The following is a 16,547-nucleotide window of genomic DNA, read 5'->3' as shown; positions in this document are numbered from 1 at the left end:
TCCACATAATCTACATAACAATTAATTTTAATATAAATAAATTGAGTAATCCTTCTCTACTATATCTACGTCAAATTTTTACAAAATTAGCGGATTCTAATATAAATGGATGAATCAGAGACGAACAATAAAAAAACAACTATAAAATAATAGTTGTTTTTTTATCCACCAATATAAGACATTTCAATTTTGCGATATTTATGACTTTCTTCTGTACGGATCTCAGAGTATCTGTCATCTCTTTTTTCCCATATTGATTGAATTGTTGCTGAAATGTATTTATCTGTATCCCCAGTGCGCAACATTTTCCTTAAGTCATACCCTTCTGAAGCGAATAAACAGGTGTATAGCTTTCCATCTGTAGATAGGCGGGCTCTCGTACATGAACCGCAGAAAGTTTCTGTAACTGATGAGATAAATCCGACCTCAGTATTCGTTCCTTTATATCGATAGCGTTTTGCTACCTCGCCAATGAAATCCTGCCCTACTGGCTCCAACTTATATTGTTCATGGATCATATCGTATAATTGCTTCTTCGAGATAACGTCTTTAAAATTCCATCCATTTGTACATCCTACATCCATATATTCTATAAATCGTAATGTAATATTTTTCTCTTTAAAAAAACGCACCATTGGTAATACTTCAGTATCATTTAAACCTTTCTTTACTACCATATTTACTTTGACTTCTAGTCCTGCTTCCCTAGCTGCAAAAATTCCGTTTAAAACTGTGGCAACACTCGTATTCATATTATTTATCTTCATGAAAACTTTATCATCCAGTGAATCTAAGCTCACATTTACACGGCAAATTCCGGCTTCTTTAAGTGCTTTGGCGTTTTTTGCCAAAAATACACCATTTGTTGTTAACGTCACATATTTAATTCCTTCAATTTTTGAAAGACGCTTAACTAGAATTGGTAGATCTTTTCTTAAAAGAGGTTCCCCCCCTGTTAAACGAATTTTTTCCACACCTATTTTTGCAAATAAATTTGCTAATCGAACAATTTCCTCAAAGGAAAGGATTTCATCTTTACTCATAAAGGGATAGTCAACTCCAAATATCTCTTTAGGCATACAGTAGCTGCATCTAAAGTTACAACGGTCGGTTACGGATATTCTTAAATCACGTAATGGTCGATTGCGGGTATCGAGAATATTCGTCATTTTTTTCGCCCCCCTTCATCTTTTGTACGATTTTTAGTTTATATTAGCATACAAAATTATTTCACCGTATGATGTATGTCACAAACTTGTTGTTTAAACTAATCAGTATTTATGTTCCAGAATAATTTTTTGGAGGAGTTACTTATCCATTTGCCACATGCAAATTTAACCTACTAACGTCAATCTTTTCAAATTCTATCTCCTTAGAGTTCTATGCTATTCAATAGAATGGTATTATAATAATAAATGTAATACATAAAATACTTGTTTTCTTGATAAATACATAAAAACATGGTGTTCAACTTTAACGGAGCGGAGATACTTTAATGGAAAAAAATAATAATAGAAAAAGTGACCTTTCAATCGTTTCTGAAGATTTGGCTTCCTTATTACAGTCAATCGGATCAACTCGTCCAGTAAAAAAAGGCACCTTCTTATTTCAAGAAGGTGAAGATGCTAAAGAATTGTATCTAATTAAATCAGGAATGATCCAAATAAGTAAGCTGACTCTATATGGTGATGAATTAAATCTTCGCATTTGTAAAAAAGATGACTTAATTGGTGAATTGACTCTCTTTTCAGAGGATGCAAATTATATGCTTAGCGCTTACGCATTAGAAGCAGCAGAAGTGCAGGTCATTCCGAAAGATATTTTGGAGGAAAAACTAATTAACCATGCTCCATTGACATTTGAATTTATGAAATGGATTTCTACTCATCTCAGAAAAAATCAAACAAAGATTCGAGACTTAGTATTAAGTGGTAAAAAAGGCGCACTTTACTCTACACTCATCCGTATATCGAACTCTTACGGGGAATTAATAGAAAACGGAATTCTTCTTAATATTCATCTTACCAATCAAGAATTAGCTAAGTTTTGTGCCGCTACTAGAGAAAGTGTTAATCGGATGTTAAGTGATTTAAAGAAAAAAAATGTTATTAGTTATTCGCCTGATGGAAAAATTATCATCAAAGACTTACAATTTCTTAAAAATGAAATCGGCTGTGATAACTGCCCAAAAGATATATGTAACATAGATTAGTTCTCTATAAGACTATTTAAGTATTAAGCTGATTAAATTTGTCTTTACATAACATAATTAAATGCTTGATATTAAGTAACCTTAACTTAGGCACTAAATAGTTAAGGTTATTTATTTTTTATTTACTTGTATTTCTCTTTAAGATAGTTTGATCCGCAAAATCCCCCCTTTCCCATCTATCTTACTGATTTCACAACATCTGATTGCTATTATTTTAGCTATATGTGTGAAAAGAGTCACAGTTTGGTTCAAATCGTTTTTATATAATGATGAAAATATACGTTCTTGTAATATAGGGAGAGAAAAAAATGTATAAATCTGATTATTTACTTTATTTGAAAAGCCTCTGTTTGTTTCAAGATATCAATCATAAACTCTTAAGAAAAATAGTTGATGCTTCCCATCTATACTTTAGAGAAACAAATGAAAATATACCTATTCGCAGTGAACAGAATATGATTATCATTTTAACCGGAAAGGTAAATGTTCATATGAGAGAATCGAGTGGCCTTCAATATAAAATTGGTTACTTAAAATCAAGTGATGTTTGCTTACCTAGTATTTTTCTGCATACTCATGTTAACAATTCTATTATTCTTGAAGTTACCCAGTCTTCGACATATTTAGAAGTCCCATATTTATTTATAAAAAGCTTGTCTATTAAAGAGCCTGTTTTAAAACGTAATATTTTGCGCTCTTTACATAAAAACCTTCAAAGTACTTACGAAGAAATTTTCAATATGATGAGTTAACGAATAATTTAAAATATCTTCTTCATCCTTGCCTCATTTGTGTGATATACTTCACAACGTTTCTTTCGATTGATTGGTAATATTTAGTTAGTAAATTTTATTATTGATCCATTGAAAGGGGCATCATTATATGAAAAGTTCTAAAATCCAATTACCTCTTCAAACATCAAGTCTCATCGTAGGGTTCATGGTATGGGTAATCATTTCTTCACTCATGCCAAATATTCGCCAAGATATTGAATTAACAAATGGTCAAGTCTCTTTAGTCACTGCTATCCCTGTAATTTTAGGAAGCATCCTCCGTATTCCAATCGGGTATTACACAAATCGATTTGGAGCTAGACCTATTTTCACCATCTGTTTTCTTGCACTTTTATTTCCTGTATTTTTCATTAGTCATGCTGATTCACTTTTAGATTTAGTTATTGGAGGATTGTTTGTTGGTATAGGTGGTGCAATCTTTTCAATCGGAGTAACTTCACTACCAAAGTATTACTCTTCAAATAAACATGGTTTTGTGAATGGAATCTACGGATCTGGTAATATCGGTACAGCCATTACTGCATTTTCCGCACCTGTTTTAGCTAAATCATTTGGTTGGGAAACAACAGTCAGATTTTATTTAGTATTACTAATTGCGTTTGCCCTATTAAATTTTATCTTTGGTGATAAAAATGAGAAGAAAGTAAATGTTCCGATTGTAAAGCAGGTAAAAGAGGTTTATCGTAATTCTACTTTATGGTCACTTAATTTATTCTATTTCATTACTTTCGGGTCGTTTGTTGCATTTACAATCTATTTACCAAATTTCTTAGTTAATAATTTTAATTTAAGTCCTGTTGATGCTGGTATACGTACGGCTGGATTCATTGCTCTAGCAACATTTTTCCGACCAATCGGTGGTCTTCTTTCAGATAAATTCAATCCTTTCAATATTTTATTATTTGTCTTTGGTGGACTAACATTCTCAGGCGTTCTATTATCTTTTTCTCCTACTATTAAACTATACACAGTTGGGGTTTTATTAGTAGCAGTTTGTGCAGGGATCGGAAACGGTACAATCTTTAAATTAGTGCCACTTTATTTTACAAAACAAGCTGGAATTGTAAATGGCTTAGTTGCTGCTATGGGAGGTTTGGGAGGCTTCTTCCCACCATTAATTTTAACAACTGTGTTTAGCTTGACAGGACATTATGCGATTGGATTTATGGCATTATCTGAGTTTGCGCTTCTTAGTTTTGTTATTGTCGTATGGATGACTTTCCGTGAAAAATTAAAAACGGAATATAAAATATTAGAAAATACAGCCCAAGCAATGATGGTTACAAATGAACAAGGCATAATTCAAAAAGTAAATCCTTTCTTCACTAAAGTAACAGGCTACAAAAAAGAAGAAGTCTTTGGGAAAAAGCCAAGTATCCTTCAATCTGGACATCACAACAAAGCATTTTATTCACAACTTTGGAAACAGCTCAAAGATCAAGGTAATTGGCAAGGTGAAATTTGGAACAAGCGTAAAAATGGTGAAGTTTATTTAGAATGGCTGACGATCACTCAAGTGTGTAACGATAATGGGAAAGTGATTTATTATATTGGTCAATTTAGTGATCTATCTACAAGTAAGAGTAAAATAAACTAACTTAAAATGTAGTTTATCCTATATCTATAACTTGTCAAAAACATCACTGAAGCAGATAAAAGAAACCGTCTATTTAGTTTTCCAAAAATCCATCCCCATTTCAAATGTGAGTAGAATCACATTACTGTTAGTCAATATTTTATATTATTAAGTTAGTGAATTACTCTATTTGGAGGAAAAAAATATGTTTGAATGTCATAATATGATTGGAAATAATAATCAAGTAGAATTATGTGAAGCCTTACAGTTACTTAAGGATGAACATGCTGGATTAAATGTTTAGAAGTTGGATTTATTTGAAAGCTCAAATGCATTGATAAATGAAAGTTTGCTAGAAAATAAATTAAAAAAACTAGAAGAACTACGCTCCAAAGTCATGACATTTATAGCCAAACTAGATCTTCACTCACAAAAAGAAGAAAATCATTTATTTGAACTAATAGCTAAACATATTGGAAGGGAAATGGCCCTATTGCAGTAATGGAAATGGAACATGATCAGGCGAAATATTTAATCAGACAGTTCCTCGCTAAAACTGAGGACATAAGTATTAACATTAACTTTGATGAAATTTGTAATCTAGTAATTGAAGCTTATCATGTTTTAACTTCACATTTTATGAAAGAAGAACAGGTGTTGTTTCCTATGTCTCAAAACATTCTATCTGAAAGTGAAAAAAATAATTTAGTAGGCGTTATAAAAGACTGAATCTAATGGTTTGGTGCGACCTGATGCTTTAATAATAAACACATAAGGTGGTCCTAGTAATTGGGACCACTTTCTTTTTATGTGATTAACTATGTTTATCATACGTATCCCCCACTTACCTGTAATAAATGTCACAGGAGCTTTCTTCGTTATCTTCTATAATAAGAAATGAATCGAACGTAAGAGATAAAGTCACAGGAGGAGATATTCATCATGTTAACTGTTGAATTACACGCTATTAGCCCCGATAAATCTATAGAGCATACTCTACATATGGAAGGGTTTAGAATACAAGATGGAACGTATTTTTACACTAACAGTAACATTAAATTAGAAGGAGTCATAGAATCAAATAAAAGATCTTTAAATATCAATTTCTCCCCACAATTAAATCTAAAACAATATACAATCGTACACCACATTATTAAGAATCTTATTCTAGTGCTTAAAGCTGAATATAATGATTCTCAAAGTTTATTAGGCTACTTAACAAATGGAGAAGGAGCATATATCATTACAAATTGGGACTATTGGGTCGCCTTTCTTCAAAAGGCTAAACTACGTACTTTAGAAGGAAAAAAAGTACGAGTATTCGATGAAACAAACAAAGAAATTGCCTCTGGTATGTTTATTAGCTACAAGATGGTTGATCAGTTATCAAATATTACAGAATGTACATTGATTACACATTTTGGTGAGAGATCCATTAAAGGAAGCAATTTATTAATTGAAGCAACAAACGAGTGGTAACTGAAAATACTTAATATATTTTAAAGCCCAAACTCTATTATTGATTTGTTTTTTGTATATCGTAAAATCCACAAAAATAATCCCCCAGTTATTTTTAACCGGGGGATTTTTATTACTACTTTCCTGCATACACTCGATCTGTTAACCTTGATTATTTTCGATATTCTTTCTTTCTCCATTCTAAGTAAGTAAGAAAGCAAACGATAGCAGAAAGAACTCCTATAACAGAAAATAACCTAACATGTTCATAATTTTCACCATAAAAAGACTCAATCGTCCATTGAAGCATCACTACATTAACAATTAAAGTTATAAATATGATTATCCAATATTTTTTATGAACCATGACGGACTTTCCTTCCGACTGCATAAACAACTCCATTTTTTACTTCTAACTCAATCAGTGGTAATTCACGCTGAGGTGGACCAGCTAGAGGCTGACCATTGTCCACGCTAAAGAATCCTCGGTGACAAGGGCACAATAGCTTGGATTCTTCCTTATCATAAAAAACAGGGCATTGTAAATGAGTGCATTTATTATTATAGGCCTTTAGATTACCATCTTTTGTGTATACTAGTATCGCAGGTTCATCTACTGTTGGATAATGAAAGTTTATTGAACTATCTTTTGGTAAGTCTTTCAAACTGATAATCTTTTGTCTGTTTAAATCTTCTTTCTTGTTATTAAGGGCAATAGCTGAAAATGGAACAGTTGCTAATCCAAGAGCCATAGAAGCACCTACAACGGACTTTAGAAAAGATCTTCTGTTTAATTTTAAATCATCATCCCTGTTCAAGTTATCGATTAAGTTAATCATATCATCATTTGATTCTCTTACATTTCGTTTACTTTTATTTTCTTGAGACATATGTACGTCTCCTTTCGCCTTATTGTTCTTATTTACGTATAGACTCCAAAGAATTCTGGAACGTATTCCCACTTATTTCCTTCCTGTGGTTTTTTACCTTCAACGAGATTCATCTGAGTTCTTTTTCTACGTAGCTGCTGCATTTCATCAAAGTCAATAAAACGAATCGCATCACTAGGACATACAGAAGCACACATTGGTGCAATATCGTATTTTGAGCGATCGTAGCACATGTCACATTTGTACATTTTATTTTCTTCAAAATCGAACTTAGGAATACCGAACGGACAGCCAAAAGTACAATTTCTGCATCCTATACATTTCTCTTCCATAGCTGAAAGAACTACACCTTCTTCTGTTATTTGAATGGCATTCGCGGGACAAACACGTGCACAGGCTGGATCTTTACATTGCATACAAAGCATCGGATAGGTTTGACGACTTTCCATGAAATCAACATATTCTACATAGTTTCTTTCTTTGGCGTCATGATCACCGCATTCTCGGCAAGCTGCTTGACAAGAACGACATCCAATACATCGCTCAAATTCTAAATACATGATTTTATTCATCGATCCCGACCCCTTTCAAAAGTTATTTATATTTCTCAATCTTCAGTGAGCATACTTTAAATTCTGGCATTCTCGAAATTGGATCTAAACATGGATTGGTTAACTGATTGACCGCTAATTCTTTTCCCCAATGATATGGAACAAACACCGTATCTCTTCTCGTTGCTTTTGTTAATTTCGTTTTAACAAGCATATGGGAACGCGGTGTGATCAACTTTACAAGGTCTCCATTTTCTAATCCATATTGGCTTGCAAGTGCTGGATGCATCTCAGCAAATGGCTCAGGACATTGTTCCATAAGAAACTTGACTCTTCTTGTTTGAGCTCCAGATAAATAGTGAAACACTACCCTTCCTGTTGTTAAGAACAAAGGATATTCCTTCGTTGGAGTTTCACCTGCTTCTTTCCATTCAACACTTGGGAGGTTAGCTTTACCATCTGGCGTTCCAAACTTGTCTATAAACATCGTTGGAGTTCCTGGATGGTCTTCAGAAGGACAAGGCCAAAACACTCCGTCTTCTTTATCAATTCGATCCCATGTTATTCCGTAGTAGTCTGCCTTCCCACCTTTTGTGGCTAAGCGAAACTCTTCAAAAACTTCTTCAGCATTTTTATATGGAAAATATTTACCTTTGCCCATTCGTTCTGCAATTAAGCTAACAATCTCCCAATCTGGCTTTGATTCACCTAAAGGTTCACGTACTTTACGGATTCGGATCACTCGGCCTTCAAGGTTTGTTGTTGTTCCTTCATCCTCTGCCCAAGTAGTGGCTGGTAATACTACATCAGCAAACTCTGCTGTTTCAGATAAGAAGAAATCACTGACAACTAAGAAATCAAGCTTCCTAAACCCGTTCCAAATATGTTCGAGATTCGGTGCAGAGACTGCAGGATTACTACAAATAACATGCATACCACGAATGTTACCATTTTGAATTTCATCGAACATTTCATAAGCAGAAACACCTGGCTTTGGCATTTCGCTTGGATCAATCCCCCATACTTTTGATACATACTTCACCGCTTCTGGATCTGTTAGCTTTCTATATCCTGGTAAAAGGTCGGCTTTTTGCCCGTGCTCTCTTCCTCCTTGACCATTTCCCTGACCCGTAAAAGTAGCAACACCAGAAGCAAATTTACCTATTTGTCCCCTAAGCAGTGCCATCGATGTATAAAGTGAAACGTTATCTACACCTTTTGACTGTTGCTCTACACCTCTCGCAAACATAACAACTGATTTTTGAGATAGTCCATAAATATGAGCAGCTTTTAAGATTTTTCCAATCGACACGCCTGTTATCTTTGAAGTATATTCGGGTGTAAACTTTTCAACTGTTTTCTTCAGTTCTTCAAAATTATTACATCTTTCATTTACATAGTCTTGATCTACATAGTCATTTTTAATGAGTAGATGAAGCATTCCGTTCGCCAATGCAGAATCTGTACCCGGCTTAAGATCCAAGTGTACATCTGCAACACGCGCTGTTGGAGTCTCTCGCGGATCTGCCACAATCAGTTTAGCTCCCTTGTCCTTTGCTCTCCACAACCATTGAATGCTCGTAGGATGACATTCCGCTGTATTTGAACCAGCGATAAAGAAACAATCCGTATGTTCTAATTCAGGCCACGGAAGGGTTGAACCTCTGTCAGTTCCGAGTGTCTTAAGGAATCCACCAGCAGCAGAGCTCATACAGAATCGACCATTGTAATCGATAAACCTTGTACCAATACCAACTCTCGCATATTTACCTACTAAATAGCATTTTTCATTCGTCATAGATACGCCACCAAAAACAGATAAAGCGTCTTTTCCATTTTCTTTTTGGATCCGTTTAAAGTTTTCTTCTATAAGGTCTAGCGCTTCTTTCCAAGTGGCTTTAACAAATTCGCCGTTTTTCTTAATAAGTGGAGTAAGAATTCTTTCTTCGTGCTCAACAGTTTGGTAGGCGGTTACTCCTTTTGGACACATTTTCCCTCTTGTAACTGGCCAATCATACCTTGGCTCTACCCCAACTACCTTTCCCGACTTCTCATTCACACGTATATGCATACCACACTGCATTCCACAGTAACAGCAATGGGTAGTAATTAATTTTTCTCCTGGTTTATGAAGGTTCTTAACACCTTCTTTGACAATGTATTGGCTCATTTTTCACGATCCCCTTTGTTAGATTGATTAATATCTCTTTGTACTTCCTCTGGAAAATGATAATAGTCATCAGATCTCTTTTTGCTAAATCCAGACATTTGAATTCCATTTAGAGTAGATATTGGATTATTGCTCTTAAGATGTGGCTCTGAATTTAGCTGTTTCATGACTCTAATTCTTCTTCGACACGGTAAACAATAGTCTGAGAGATAACTTCTATCTTCTAGTTGTAGATCAAAACTTTGAGCAGCTAATATATCTTTTACATCGCTAATTTGATCATCAGAACTATATAGTGTCCCACATCTTTTACATGGCCTCGTATCTACCCTAATTTCTTGTTGATAGTTCATTGGAACTGCTGTTGCTAATGGACGGATCGGTAAATGAAATAACTTTCCGAATGGAAAATAGATTAGTAAAATTACGACTGTCAATTGGTGAATAAGTGTTAAGTAATGATGCATCCAACCGTCTAAAAGTACATATGAAACAGTTAATAGAAGTCCTGTCACTGTTACAGCTAGTAGTAAATATAAAGGTAATAAATCAAATTCTGCTCGTTGTGTCACCTTCACATCTTGACTCACAATTCTTCTTACGATTGCCATGATTACACCAATAAGTACCATACAAGCTGTAATGTTTAACCCGTTGTAAACCATTTCAGCGAATATACCATGTGCTGCCATTGTAATGGTATCTACACCCATAACGACAATCGTGTAAGTATTGGGATCAACAAGCTCAAAGTGCATCCAGCCAAATGTCAAACCAAAAGTGATTGCAAAGGAACCAATGCATCCCCAAGAAATTAGTAAATGTTGTACACCTCTGTAAATACCCCTTTTAAAGATAAATTTTTGTAAAAAAATATTTTCAAGTGCTGTTTTGATGATCGATACTAAATTACGTTTTTTTCTAGAATTTTCTTTTAAATTTTTCAAACTACGCTTTATGACCTGGTGTGTTGCCGGCCTGATCAGCCACGCAGACATCCTGATTGTTAAGCCTACTGCAAAAATGAGCGAAGAAATAAAATAACCCATTAATGCCATATCGAAGTGTAAAAACCGGTCCGTTCCAACCCACGTTGTAAAGAGTAGAAGCAAAATAATAAAAAATGAATACATACTGCTTTTTGAGTAAAATGAGCGTTCGAAGGATTTTCTCATCTCATGTTCAACCTCCATGTGACTTTTTTAACATCGAAGTGCCTGATAAATTGATAAAATTGGGTACATGATGAAGTCTTCTTCTTTGTCATAATTGTACAGAAAGACTATTTCCAAGACTGTGAAGTACATCACACAAATGACACTTAAAATTTAAAAGAGGTGTGAACATGTTATCAGGTAATGTAATCGCTATAACAAGTGGAAAAGGTGGGGTAGGTAAGTCAACCGTAGCGACAAATCTTGCAGTTTCACTTGCAAGACAAGGAAAAAGAGTTGCTTTAATTGACTTAGATATTTATGGATTTAGCATTCCTAAAATGATGGAAATCGACATCATGCCAAAAACCTTTAACGGAAAAATCATCCCTGTGGAGTCACACGGAGTAAAAATTATATCGATGGGTTTTTTTATCAAAAATAACGATCCGGTTGTTTGGAGAGGACCTATGCTAGGAAAAATGGTTGAGCATTTCAGTAAAGATGTCATTTGGGGAGAATTAGACTATTGCATTCTAGACATGCCACCAGGGACTGGTGATATTGCACTCGATATGCATCACACCATTCCTCAATGTAAAGAAATTATTGTCACTACCCCTCATCAAACAGCATCAATTGTTGCACAGAGAGCAGGAACGATGGCCATAAAAGCAAATCATGATATTCTTGGTGTGGTTGAAAATATGTCTTACTTCCAACCTAAAGGCACCAACGAAAAGTACTTCATTTTTGGAAAAGGTGGAGGCGATTTGTTAGCCGATCGATTAGAAACGAAGGTACTTGCCAAACTTCCGATTGAGGAAGTGATCGAGAATTCAGACACTCCGTCCATTTATGATGAGGATACTAGTTTGTTTCACCATTATAATGAGTTAGCTACTACAATTAATCTGAAATTTAACGCATTAAATGCTGTTATAAGGAATTGAACTATACTAAAATAGCGACTTCACTTATCTGAAGTCGCTTTTGTATATTGATACTTTGCAGTAAAAATGAGCAGTATCTACTAAAACAGAAAACTAGTTACCACTAAGAATATGACAGAATTGATAATCTCAATGATTCCCAATTGCATAATAGTAAGTTTTTTATTGTACAAGGAAATTGCTCTTATCAAACTAGGAGCAAAAGGGAGAATCCAAAGCCAAGACTCTTTTAAAGTAAAAATAAATAATAGAACAATAAAATGGTATCCCCACGAATACCAACGGAATCTCTTATTCTTTTTTTCTCGAATCATTGATTTCACAAAAAATGTACTACCTAAAAAGAACAAAAAACCGAAGAGTGCTACACTCCAGCCTTCGCTTGTAAGTCCCCCCTTCCCTATATAAAAACTAGCCAATCCACCTATACAAAAAACGCCAATCGCAACAATGTCATTCGTAAAGGCTCGTTCATTTTTTCTCTTAACGAAGTATATGTTTAATAAAAATAATGGAATCATAGCTAAACCGAAGTAAATCAATCTCCACTCAGCAATCAACACGGGTGTTAAAAATACGAATGAAATAAAAAAATAACCTAACGCCCAATTAATATAAAATGACACTTGTTTCCCTTTAATTACCATAATTAAAGGATAGGTTGCAAGGTATAGAAAAAACCAACCTATAAATAAAGGGATATGTATGAAACGAAATGAACTCGCGGCAACTCCAAGTATATATGGAATTAAAAGCTGTGATCAGTGTTGAATGTTCGAACCTATTCTGTTCATTCGTCTTTCTTCAGCAATCAAAAGATGTGTCCAATCAAAGGAGTAACTCTAAGTAATCAAGATAAACCTCTTGTTCTGGAGTAACAGTTTTTAATGTAAAAACATGAATAAGTCCATTAATCATATCCATTGACTCTCCTATGTTTTCTTCATTAAATACATATAGAAAATTTGTTACGCCCTGTTGGATCTTAATTTAAATCGTTGCTAGTAAAATTCCTGTGATTGGTACGGACAGTAAAAATAATCATAAATAAAGTTACGCTTTTTGGAATTCTGTAGTTTGATCGGAATAGTGGCGGAGGGTACAGGATTCGAACCTGTGTGGCACTTCAATGCCAACTTCTTTAGCAAAGAAGCACAATAGACCGCTCTGACACCCTCCAATAATCACGGTTTTTTTTAAGCAGAGACCCATGAATCTCCCTTCCCTTCAATTTTAAAGTCTTAGGGAACCGGACTCAGCGATCTAAAACAAGTATCTATAAACGCAGAAGATAAATACTTGCCCTCCTTCATGAAATGGAGGTTAGTGGGAATAGACTTCGCAGATCCCTTTGGTTGTATCCCTTCAAGTCGCGTTCTTGACTTGTGTAACGGCTTAATCCAGCGCATAAATAATAATAAAATTGATAGTTATTGTTGTTTACTAATGACAGTCTGACTAGTAATGGTTAATTTGGTCAAGCATCCAGTATGCAAAACTCTTATCGGGGGTGGCGACTAATAACTATTACAGTCAGACAGAATTTAGTACCAGAAAGCAAGTATCCTATTAAGTGTCTGTATCCGATGAACGCTGAATATATCGTTTTTCACAATACGGCTAATGACGCTTCAAGCAATGCTGAAGTACGTTATATGGTAGGAAAAAACAATTCAGTATCATTTCAATAAAGCACCCACTTTCCTTATTATTCTTACATCATACTGAAACAATTGTGGGTTTTCTGTGATTAAGTTCACAATCCTTTTTATGTTTGAGAATTTCATAAAGCCCCATTTACTTTAATAGAGCCTAAAATATAAAACTATTCTCAACAAAAAAAAAGCCCCTTAAAAAAGGGACTTTTATTACTCATCCTTTGCAACTCCACCAACAGACCAATTTTCTTTTTCGAATTCGTTTATTAAAATTCTTACCTGTGCTGGCTGTACATCCAATGTACGACAAACAACTTCATTCATTTCTCTCATTAATTGTTTTTTTAATTCTGGACTTCTTCCTTCAATCAATTGAATTTGAATGATTGGCATATTGTATTACCTCGTTACCTGTAGTTCCATTGTCTCGATTCCATCAAAACGTGCTTCTACAATATCGCCCTCTTCAACATGGATCGCTTCTGTAATACCACCCGTTAAGATAATCATCCCTGGTTCAATTTGTTCGCCGTTTTTACTTAGCATCTGCACCAACTTTACGACGGATTCTACAGGATGATCTAGTACATCAGAACTTATACCACTTTGTACTTTTACGCCATTTTTATATAATTCAACATTAATTTCATCCCAAGAAGTATATGTAGGTGAATATTGTTGTTTACCAATGATAAATTTTGATGAAGATGCATTATCTGCTACTACATCTGTTAGCGTAAATGAGAAATTTTTATATCGACTATCAATTACTTCTAATGCAGGTACAATATACTCAGTTGCTTCCCATACATCTTTTGCTGTTACATCATGTCCAAATAATGGCTTGTTAATCATAAATGCAATTTCTGGCTCAACCCTTGGATGGATTAAACCTTCCATCTTTAAATCATTTTCTTCTAATTCCATCGATTTTGTTAAGCGTCCATAAATCGGCTCATCAACATTAACAGATTTTTGTTTAGCAATACTTGTTAGTCCCATTTTCCAGCCAATTAATGGATCACCATTTTTAATTGCATTATCAATACTTAATTTTTGAATTTCATAAGCATTATTAACGTTTAATTCTGGATGTTCAATCGTAATTTTATCCATTTCTAGGCCGTTTTTTTGGTGCATATATATTTTATTCGCGATTTCAGTTATCATAAAACTCGTCTCCTCTCAAAAAACAGATAATTTTTTATTTGCTAACATACAAGCAACTTCTTGAATCATGTCCTCTTGCCCACCGACTACTTTTTGTTTTCCTAATTCAATTAAGATATCTCTTGCATCAACATTCCATTTTTTAGCTGCTCGATTTGCATGTAATAGAAAACTAGAATACACTCCTGCATAGCCTAAAATTAGACTACCTTTTGTAATCTCTTGTGGTGTTTGAAGAATTGGTGCAACGATTTCTTCTGCTAAGTCCATCATTTTATAGAAATCAATTCCTGTCTTGATTCCTAATCGTTCTAATACACCAATTAACACTTCAGTTTGTGTATTTCCCGCTCCAGCACCTAAGCAACGTGCACTGCCATCAATTCTAGTAGCGCCTTCTTCAATCGCTACTAATGTATTTGCCATCGCTAGAGAAAGATTATTATGTGCATGGAATCCAACTTCAATATCAAGGGACCCTCGTAAAGCAGCAATACGTTCTTTTACTTCATGAGGAAGAAACGCTCCTGCAGAGTCAACCATATATACGACATCCGCACCATAACTTTCCATCAATTTAGCTTGTTCTAGTAATTTTTCAACAGGTGCCATATGGGACATCATTAAAAATCCGACAGTTTCTAATCCAAGCTCTTTAGACATAGAAATATGTTGTTTCGAAACATCAGCTTCAGTAACATGTGTAGCTATTCTAGCCATTTTTGCTCCGATTTTTGCTGCCGTTTTTAATTCTTTTACTGTTCCAATACCAGGTAATAGTAAGACAGCAATCTTTGAATGATTACATGAATTTACCGCTGCTTCGATCAATTCAAATTCATTTGTTGTTGATAAACCATATTGTAGTGAAGAACCCCCTAAACCATCTCCATGTGATACTTCAATAAAAGGCATTTTTGCATCATCAAGAGCCTTCGCAATTCGAACGACTTGATCTACTGTATAAGAATGAGCAATTGCATGACTTCCATCTCGAAGTGCTACTTCAGTTACAATGACTTCTTTTCCGAACATTGCACTCCCTCACTTTCTTTAGGTACTTTTTTAAACAGTTTTTACAACTTCATATTGTGCAATCTCTTCTGCTACTTTTACTGCTGATGCAGTCATAATATCTAAGTTTCCTGCATAGCTAGGTAAGTAGTCCCCTGATCCTTGAACTTCTAAATAAACAGTTATAGTTGAACCATCTATGATTGGATCCATTCTTAATCGGTATCCTGGAACATACGCTTGAACCTTTTTCACCATTTGCTTAATGGAATGAATCATGCTTTCATGGCTAAAATCTTCATTCGTAACTTTACAATAAACTGTATCTCTCATCATAATTGGCGGTTCTGCAGGATTTAAAATAATGATCGCTTTTCCTTTTTTAGCTCCACCAATTTCTTCAAGTCCTCGAGCCGTTGTTACAGTAAACTCATCGATATTAGCACGTGTACCAGGACCGGCACTTCTTGAGCTAATTGTTGCAACGATTTCTGCGTATTCAACTTCTACAATTTGACCTACCGCATGAACGATTGGGATCGTTGCTTGCCCACCACATGTTATTAAATTGACATTGCTTTCGACTATATGTGAACCTAAATTTACAGGTGGTACGACAAATGGCCCAATTGCCGCTGGCGTTAAATCAATCACACGCTTCTTTAATTCACCAAGTACTTTTGCATGATGAAAATGAGCTTTTGCGGAAGTCGCATCAAACAATAAATCAGCCAGTTCTTTTCGTTCAATTAATCCTTGAATACCATTATCGATTACTTCAATTCCTAATTCCTTAGCACGGTTTAACCCATCAGATTCTGGATCAATTCCGATCATCGTTGTTAATTCTAGAAACGGATTATTCTGTAATTTCATCATTAAATCTGTTCCAATATTCCCCGAACCAATGATTCCGACTTTTAATTTATTCATAATTTCCACCTCAT

The 16,547-nt window shown here is 34.6% G+C and carries 17 protein-coding genes and 1 tRNA gene; 6 read left to right on the top strand and 12 right to left on the bottom strand.

The annotated features are described in order from the left end of the window. Positions 1–161: 161 nt before the first annotated feature. Complete coding sequence (gene moaA, locus ACFVR2_RS04330) at positions 162–1,169, bottom strand: GTP 3',8-cyclase MoaA (RefSeq protein ID WP_387359221.1); 1,008 nt, start codon at positions 1,167–1,169, stop codon at positions 162–164. 326 nt (positions 1,170–1,495) lie between these two features. Here moaA and ACFVR2_RS04325 point away from each other — a divergent pair, with 326 nt between their 5' ends. The 5 genes from ACFVR2_RS04325 to ACFVR2_RS04305 all read left to right on the top strand — a co-directional run bounded on the left by ACFVR2_RS04325 (position 1,496) and on the right by ACFVR2_RS04305 (position 6,061). After that, complete coding sequence (locus tag ACFVR2_RS04325; RefSeq protein WP_387359219.1) at positions 1,496–2,212, top strand: Crp/Fnr family transcriptional regulator; 717 nt, start codon at positions 1,496–1,498, stop codon at positions 2,210–2,212. A gap of 308 nt (positions 2,213–2,520) precedes the next feature. After that, a complete protein-coding gene (locus ACFVR2_RS04320; protein WP_387359217.1) occupies positions 2,521–2,964 on the top strand; it encodes a cyclic nucleotide-binding domain-containing protein in 444 nt (147 codons plus the stop codon). 130 nt (positions 2,965–3,094) lie between these two features. Further along, the gene (locus ACFVR2_RS04315; protein WP_387359215.1) at positions 3,095–4,603 is read left to right on the top strand and encodes a nitrate/nitrite transporter; all 1,509 of its coding nucleotides are present in this window, start codon (positions 3,095–3,097) and stop codon (positions 4,601–4,603) included. 471 nt (positions 4,604–5,074) lie between these two features. Then, on the top strand, positions 5,075–5,311 hold the full coding sequence (locus ACFVR2_RS04310) for a hemerythrin domain-containing protein (protein WP_387360444.1): 237 nt from the start codon (positions 5,075–5,077) through the stop codon (positions 5,309–5,311). 213 nt (positions 5,312–5,524) lie between these two features. Further along, positions 5,525–6,061, top strand: a complete 537-nt coding sequence (locus tag ACFVR2_RS04305) for a hypothetical protein (RefSeq protein WP_387359213.1) — start codon at positions 5,525–5,527, stop codon at positions 6,059–6,061. Positions 6,062–6,212: 151 nt separating this feature from the next. Here the strand turns inward: ACFVR2_RS04305 and ACFVR2_RS04300 are convergent, their stop codons facing one another. The 5 genes from ACFVR2_RS04300 to ACFVR2_RS04280 are packed head-to-tail and all read right to left on the bottom strand — an operon-like array spanning position 6,213 to position 10,826. Then, entirely contained in the window at positions 6,213–6,407 is a 195-nt protein-coding gene (locus tag ACFVR2_RS04300) for a hypothetical protein (RefSeq protein WP_387359211.1), read from the bottom strand. Beyond that, positions 6,397–6,930: a QcrA and Rieske domain-containing protein gene (locus tag ACFVR2_RS04295; RefSeq protein WP_387359209.1), complete on the bottom strand. Its 534-nt coding sequence runs from the start codon at positions 6,928–6,930 to the stop codon at positions 6,397–6,399. The genes ACFVR2_RS04300 and ACFVR2_RS04295 overlap by 11 nt, the downstream gene beginning before the upstream one ends. Before the next feature lie 32 nt (positions 6,931–6,962). After that, positions 6,963–7,502, bottom strand: coding sequence for a 4Fe-4S dicluster domain-containing protein (locus ACFVR2_RS04290; RefSeq protein ID WP_387359207.1), 540 nt, complete (start codon positions 7,500–7,502; stop codon positions 6,963–6,965). 22 nt (positions 7,503–7,524) lie between these two features. Continuing rightward, positions 7,525–9,651, bottom strand: a complete 2,127-nt coding sequence (gene fdhF, locus ACFVR2_RS04285; RefSeq protein WP_387359205.1) for a formate dehydrogenase subunit alpha — start codon at positions 9,649–9,651, stop codon at positions 7,525–7,527. After that, positions 9,648–10,826, bottom strand: coding sequence for an MFS transporter (locus tag ACFVR2_RS04280; RefSeq protein ID WP_387359202.1), 1,179 nt, complete (start codon positions 10,824–10,826; stop codon positions 9,648–9,650). Before ACFVR2_RS04280 ends, fdhF begins: the two co-directional genes overlap by 4 nt. A 170-nt stretch (positions 10,827–10,996) precedes the next feature. Between ACFVR2_RS04280 and ACFVR2_RS04275 the strand changes: the two genes are divergently transcribed. After that, a complete protein-coding gene (locus ACFVR2_RS04275; RefSeq protein WP_387359200.1) occupies positions 10,997–11,758 on the top strand; it encodes an Mrp/NBP35 family ATP-binding protein in 762 nt (253 codons plus the stop codon). A gap of 80 nt (positions 11,759–11,838) precedes the next feature. Here ACFVR2_RS04275 and ACFVR2_RS04270 read toward each other — a convergent pair whose 3' ends face one another. From ACFVR2_RS04270 to ACFVR2_RS04245, 6 genes are all read right to left on the bottom strand, one after another. Then, a complete protein-coding gene (locus ACFVR2_RS04270) occupies positions 11,839–12,507 on the bottom strand; it encodes a YwiC-like family protein (RefSeq protein ID WP_387360442.1) in 669 nt (222 codons plus the stop codon). Positions 12,508–12,848: 341 nt separating this feature from the next. Beyond that, positions 12,849–12,937 (bottom strand) — tRNA-Ser (locus ACFVR2_RS04265). Between the two features lie 689 nt (positions 12,938–13,626). Further along, positions 13,627–13,809, bottom strand: a complete 183-nt coding sequence (locus tag ACFVR2_RS04260) for a tautomerase family protein (RefSeq protein WP_335409687.1) — start codon at positions 13,807–13,809, stop codon at positions 13,627–13,629. A gap of 6 nt (positions 13,810–13,815) precedes the next feature. Next, positions 13,816–14,586, bottom strand: a complete 771-nt coding sequence (locus tag ACFVR2_RS04255; protein WP_387359198.1) for a 2-keto-4-pentenoate hydratase — start codon at positions 14,584–14,586, stop codon at positions 13,816–13,818. A gap of 15 nt (positions 14,587–14,601) precedes the next feature. Then, positions 14,602–15,621: a 4-hydroxy-2-oxovalerate aldolase gene (gene dmpG / locus ACFVR2_RS04250; RefSeq protein ID WP_387359196.1), complete on the bottom strand. Its 1,020-nt coding sequence runs from the start codon at positions 15,619–15,621 to the stop codon at positions 14,602–14,604. A 30-nt stretch (positions 15,622–15,651) separates the two neighbouring features. After that, positions 15,652–16,533, bottom strand: a complete 882-nt coding sequence (locus tag ACFVR2_RS04245) for an acetaldehyde dehydrogenase (acetylating) (RefSeq protein WP_387359194.1) — start codon at positions 16,531–16,533, stop codon at positions 15,652–15,654. Positions 16,534–16,547: the final 14 nt, after the last annotated feature.

This window comes from Gottfriedia sp. NPDC057991 (assembly GCF_042886615.1).
In the GTDB taxonomy this organism is placed as follows: domain Bacteria; phylum Bacillota; class Bacilli; order Bacillales; family Bacillaceae_G; genus Gottfriedia.
This window is presented reverse-complemented; position numbering and strand designations above follow the sequence as displayed.

Excerpts from the sequence above, each read along its gene's own strand:
- moaA (WP_387359221.1), bottom strand. The coding sequence starts at position 1,169 with ATGACGAATATTCTCGATACCCGCAATCGACCATTACGTGATTTAAGA.
- ACFVR2_RS04325 (WP_387359219.1), top strand. The coding sequence starts at position 1,496 with ATGGAAAAAAATAATAATAGAAAAAGTGACCTTTCAATCGTTTCTGAA.
- ACFVR2_RS04320 (WP_387359217.1), top strand. The coding sequence starts at position 2,521 with ATGTATAAATCTGATTATTTACTTTATTTGAAAAGCCTCTGTTTGTTT.
- ACFVR2_RS04315 (WP_387359215.1), top strand. The coding sequence starts at position 3,095 with ATGAAAAGTTCTAAAATCCAATTACCTCTTCAAACATCAAGTCTCATC.
- ACFVR2_RS04305 (WP_387359213.1), top strand. The coding sequence starts at position 5,525 with ATGTTAACTGTTGAATTACACGCTATTAGCCCCGATAAATCTATAGAG.
- ACFVR2_RS04300 (WP_387359211.1), bottom strand. The coding sequence starts at position 6,407 with ATGGTTCATAAAAAATATTGGATAATCATATTTATAACTTTAATTGTT.
- ACFVR2_RS04295 (WP_387359209.1), bottom strand. The coding sequence starts at position 6,930 with ATGTCTCAAGAAAATAAAAGTAAACGAAATGTAAGAGAATCAAATGAT.
- ACFVR2_RS04290 (WP_387359207.1), bottom strand. The coding sequence starts at position 7,502 with ATGAATAAAATCATGTATTTAGAATTTGAGCGATGTATTGGATGTCGT.
- fdhF (WP_387359205.1), bottom strand. The coding sequence starts at position 9,651 with ATGAGCCAATACATTGTCAAAGAAGGTGTTAAGAACCTTCATAAACCA.
- ACFVR2_RS04280 (WP_387359202.1), bottom strand. The coding sequence starts at position 10,826 with ATGAGAAAATCCTTCGAACGCTCATTTTACTCAAAAAGCAGTATGTAT.
- ACFVR2_RS04275 (WP_387359200.1), top strand. The coding sequence starts at position 10,997 with ATGTTATCAGGTAATGTAATCGCTATAACAAGTGGAAAAGGTGGGGTA.
- ACFVR2_RS04260 (WP_335409687.1), bottom strand. The coding sequence starts at position 13,809 with ATGCCAATCATTCAAATTCAATTGATTGAAGGAAGAAGTCCAGAATTA.
- ACFVR2_RS04255 (WP_387359198.1), bottom strand. The coding sequence starts at position 14,586 with ATGATAACTGAAATCGCGAATAAAATATATATGCACCAAAAAAACGGC.
- dmpG (WP_387359196.1), bottom strand. The coding sequence starts at position 15,621 with ATGTTCGGAAAAGAAGTCATTGTAACTGAAGTAGCACTTCGAGATGGA.
- ACFVR2_RS04245 (WP_387359194.1), bottom strand. The coding sequence starts at position 16,533 with ATGAATAAATTAAAAGTCGGAATCATTGGTTCGGGGAATATTGGAACA.